Genomic DNA, 3,670 nt, shown 5'->3' on the forward strand with positions numbered 1-3,670 from the left:
GAGATGCGGCAGCATCCAGTCCAGCAGCACCAAGTCCGGGCGCTGCTCGCTGGCCAGCAGCAGCGCTTCCTCGCCGTCATAGGCGGCGAGGACCCGGAAGCCTTCGCGCTCGAGGTTGTATGTCAGGAGAGTGACGAGATCGACCTCGTCCTCGACCACCAGAACCAGCGGCTGGATGCCGGCTCTCATGCATTGTCCTCCGGCTTGGCCTCGGGGGTGACCACGGTGAAGGAGGTGGCATCGCCCTTCGGCCGCACATCCTTCACCGGCTTGCCCGTGAGCTGGAAGTGGATCAACTCGGCGATGTTCGTGGCGTGGTCGCCGATCCGCTCGATGTTCTTGGCGATGAACAGCAGATGGGTGCAGGGGGTGATGTTGCGCGGATCCTCCATCATGTAGGTGAGGGTCTCGCGGAACAGGCTGGTGTAGAGGTCGTCGACCGACTCGTCCTGGCGCCAGGCCGCCAGGGCCTTGTCCAGGTCGCGCTCGGTATAGGCGTCGAGCACGTCCTTGATGATCTGCTGCACCATCCGCCCCATGCGCGGCAGCGTCGCCACCGGGCGGACCACCGGCACCTGGGCCAGGGCCAGGGACCGCTTGGCGATGTTGGCGGCATAATCGCCGATCCGCTCCAGGTCCGAGGCGATGCGCAGAGCCGAGACCACCTCGCGCAGGTCGCCCGCGAAGGGCTGGCGCAGCGCCAGGATCTGGACCACCGCGGCGTCAACCGCGTTCTCATACGCGTCCATCTGCTCGTCGCTGCGCATCACCCGGCCGGCGAGGTCGGCGTCGCGGCGCACCACCGCCTGGATGGCGAGCTCGAGCTGGCTTTCGGCCAGGCCGCCCATCTGCACGATGGTGCGGCGCAGGGCCTCGAGCTCCTGGTCGAAGGATTTGACGATGTGTTCGTTAGCCATGGCGCGGACCCTTCCTGACCCGGTGCTCAGCCGAAGCGGCCGGTGATGTAGCTGTGCGTCCGCTCATTCTTCGGGCTGGTGAACAGCTCCGAGGTCTCGCCGAACTCGACCAGCTCGCCAAGATACATGAAGGCGGTGAAGTCGGCGGCGCGGGCCGCCTGCTGCATGTTGTGGGTGACGATCGCGATCGTGTAGTCGGTCTTCAGTTCGTCGATCAGCTCCTCGATCTTGGCGGTCGAGATCGGGTCGAGCGCCGAGGTCGGCTCGTCGAGCAGCAGCACGTCCGGCCGCATCGCGATGGTGCGGGCGATGCACAGGCGCTGCTGCTGGCCGCCGGAGAGGCTGGTGCCGCTCTTCCGCAGCTTGTCCTTGACCTCGTCCCACAGCGCGGCGCGGCGCAGAGCCGCCTCGATCCGGCTGTCCATCTCGGCCTGGTCCAGCTTCTCGTAGAGCCGGATGCCGAAGGCGACGTTGTCGTAGATCGACATCGGGAACGGCGTCGGCTTCTGGAACACCATGCCGACCCGGGCGCGCAGCAGATTCAGGTCCTGCTTCGGCCCGAGGATGTTCTCGCCGTCCAGCAGCACCTCGCCGACCGCGCGCTGCTTCGGATACAGGTCGTACATCCGGTTCAGGATGCGCAGCAGGGTCGACTTGCCGCAGCCCGACGGACCGATGAAGGCGGTCACGCAGCGCTCGTACAGCGGCAGGTTGATCTTCTTCAGCGCCTCGTGGTCTTCGTAGAAGAAGGACAGGTTGCGGACCGAGATCTTCTCGCGAAGGTCGCGGCCGAGGTCCTTGGGGCGCTCGACATTGATGTCGAGCGTCGTCACCTGAGCACCGTTGCCTGTCATGGCCGTCAGCCCTGCTTGCTGCCGAGCGAGGAGAGCGCCCGGGCGATGATGTTGAGAAGGAGGATCGTCACGGTGATCAGGAGCGCCCCGCTCCAGGCCAGCTCCACCGAGCGCGGATCCGTGCTGTTCAGCGTCATCTGGTAGATCGTCACCGGCAGGTTCGCGATCGCCTGGGACAGGTCGGCGCTCCAGAACTGGCTGCTGAACGAGGTGTAGAGCAGCGGCGCTGTCTCGCCGCTGATGCGGGCCACCGCCAGCAGCACGCCGGTGATGATGCCGTTGCGCGCGGCGCGGTAGCAGACATTGGTCACCACCTTCCACTGCGGCGACCCCAGCGCCGACGCGGCCTCGCGCAGGCTGTTCGGCACCAGCCGCAGCATGTCCTCGGTGGTTCGGGTGACGACCGGGATGGCGATGATCGCCAGCGCCGTCGCCCCGGCCCAGCCCGAATAGTGCCCGAACAGGCCGGCCACCAGGATCTGGTAGACGAACAGGCCGATTACGATCGACGGGGCGCTGAGCAGGATGTCATTGACGAAGCGGATCACCTCGGCCAGGCGGCTGGTCTTGCCGAACTCGGCCAGGTAGGTGCCGGCCATGATCCCGACGATGGTGCCGATGATCGTGCCGATCAGCGTCATCATGAAGCTGCCGTAGATCGCGTTCAGCAGGCCGCCCCCGTCCGAGCCGGGCGGCGGGGTCGATTCCGTGAACAGGGTCAGGCTGAGCGACCCGACGCCGTTGATCACGAGCGTGGCCAGGATCCAGACCAGCCAGAGCAGGCCGAAGATGGCCGCGCCCAGCGAAATGGTTAGCATCGTCGCGTTGAGCGCCCGGCGGCGGGCGTAGCGGGCGGTTGCGATCTGCATGGCGTTAGCCTCCTGCCTTGCGCTGCAGCCGCATCAGCTGAATCTTGGCCAGCGACAGGACGATGAAGGTGATGACGAACAGCGCCAGGCCCAGCGCCAGCAGCGCCGAGTTCAAGAGCTCGCTGGGGTTAGAGTTGGCCAGGTTGGCGATGGTCGCGGAGATCGTCGTGCCCGGGGCCAGCAGCGACGCGTTGATTTTGATGGCGCTGCCGACGACGAAGGCGACGGCCATGGTCTCGCCCAGCGCCCGGCCGAGGCCAAGCATGACGCCGCCGACCACGCCGGCGCGGCTGTAGGGCAGCACCACCTTCCACATCACCTCCCAGGTCGTCGCGCCCAGGCCGTAGGCCGATTCCTTGAGCAAGGGCGGCACCGTCTCGAACACGTCGCGGGTGATGGCGGTGATGAAGGGCAGGATCATGATCGCGAGGACGATGCCGGCGGTGAAGATGCCCTGGCCGTAGATCACGCCGGAGAACAGGAAGCCGATGCCGGGCAGCTGGCCCAGCGTCGCCTTCAGGAAGGGCAGGATGGTCTGCTGCAGCACCGGGCCCAGCACCAGGAAGCCCCAGATGCCGTAGATGATGCTGGGGATGCCGGCCAGGAGCTCGATGGCGATGCCGACGGGCCGCCGGAGCATCGGCGGGCACAGCTCGGTCAGGAAGATGGCGATGCCGAAGCTGACCGGGACGGCGATGATCATGGCGATCACCGAGGTCACCAGCGTGCCGTAGATCGGCGCCAGGCCGCCGAAGATCTCCTTCGGGGGCTGCCAAGTCGGGTCCAGGAAGAAGCCGGGGCCGAAGGCCTGCAGCGCCGGCAGGGCGCCGACGGTCAGCGAGACGATCGCGCCGCCCAGCAGGATCAGGACCAGCACGGCGAAGGATTGCGTGGCCGCGCGGAAAACCGCGTCCGCCAGGCGCTGGCGGCGGGCGACCTGCGCACCGATCCGCATTCCGATGTTCTGCGACGTCGCGTCCACCATGAATCACCTTGCCCCGGAAACAGGCGGCACCGTGCGGTCGGTCGC

5 protein-coding genes are annotated in these 3,670 nt (G+C 67.0%); all 5 read right to left on the reverse strand.

The window, feature by feature from the left end; genetic code table 11:
- A partial coding sequence (locus tag ABDW35_RS33765) for a response regulator (RefSeq protein WP_343718233.1) occupies positions 1 to 189 on the reverse strand: 189 nt, incomplete at its 3' end.
- Positions 186 to 917 carry a phosphate signaling complex protein PhoU gene (phoU, locus tag ABDW35_RS33770; protein ID WP_034842970.1) on the reverse strand — a complete coding sequence of 244 codons (732 nt, stop codon included), beginning with the start codon at positions 915 to 917 and terminating at the stop codon, positions 186 to 188. The genes ABDW35_RS33765 and phoU, both read right to left, overlap by 4 nt.
- A gap of 26 nt (positions 918 to 943) precedes the next feature.
- On the reverse strand, positions 944 to 1,771 hold the full coding sequence (gene pstB, locus ABDW35_RS33775) for a phosphate ABC transporter ATP-binding protein PstB (protein ID WP_343718234.1): 828 nt from the start codon (positions 1,769 to 1,771) through the stop codon (positions 944 to 946).
- Positions 1,772 to 1,776: 5 nt separating this feature from the next.
- Complete coding sequence (gene pstA, locus ABDW35_RS33780) at positions 1,777 to 2,640, reverse strand: phosphate ABC transporter permease PstA (protein WP_343718235.1); 864 nt, start codon at positions 2,638 to 2,640, stop codon at positions 1,777 to 1,779.
- Positions 2,641 to 2,644: 4 nt separating this feature from the next.
- On the reverse strand, positions 2,645 to 3,595 hold the full coding sequence (gene pstC, locus ABDW35_RS33785; protein WP_343718236.1) for a phosphate ABC transporter permease subunit PstC: 951 nt from the start codon (positions 3,593 to 3,595) through the stop codon (positions 2,645 to 2,647).
- Positions 3,596 to 3,670 lie beyond the last annotated feature (75 nt).

Source organism: Inquilinus sp., assembly GCF_039594555.1.
In the GTDB taxonomy this organism is placed as follows: Bacteria; Pseudomonadota; Alphaproteobacteria; order DSM-16000; family Inquilinaceae; genus Inquilinus.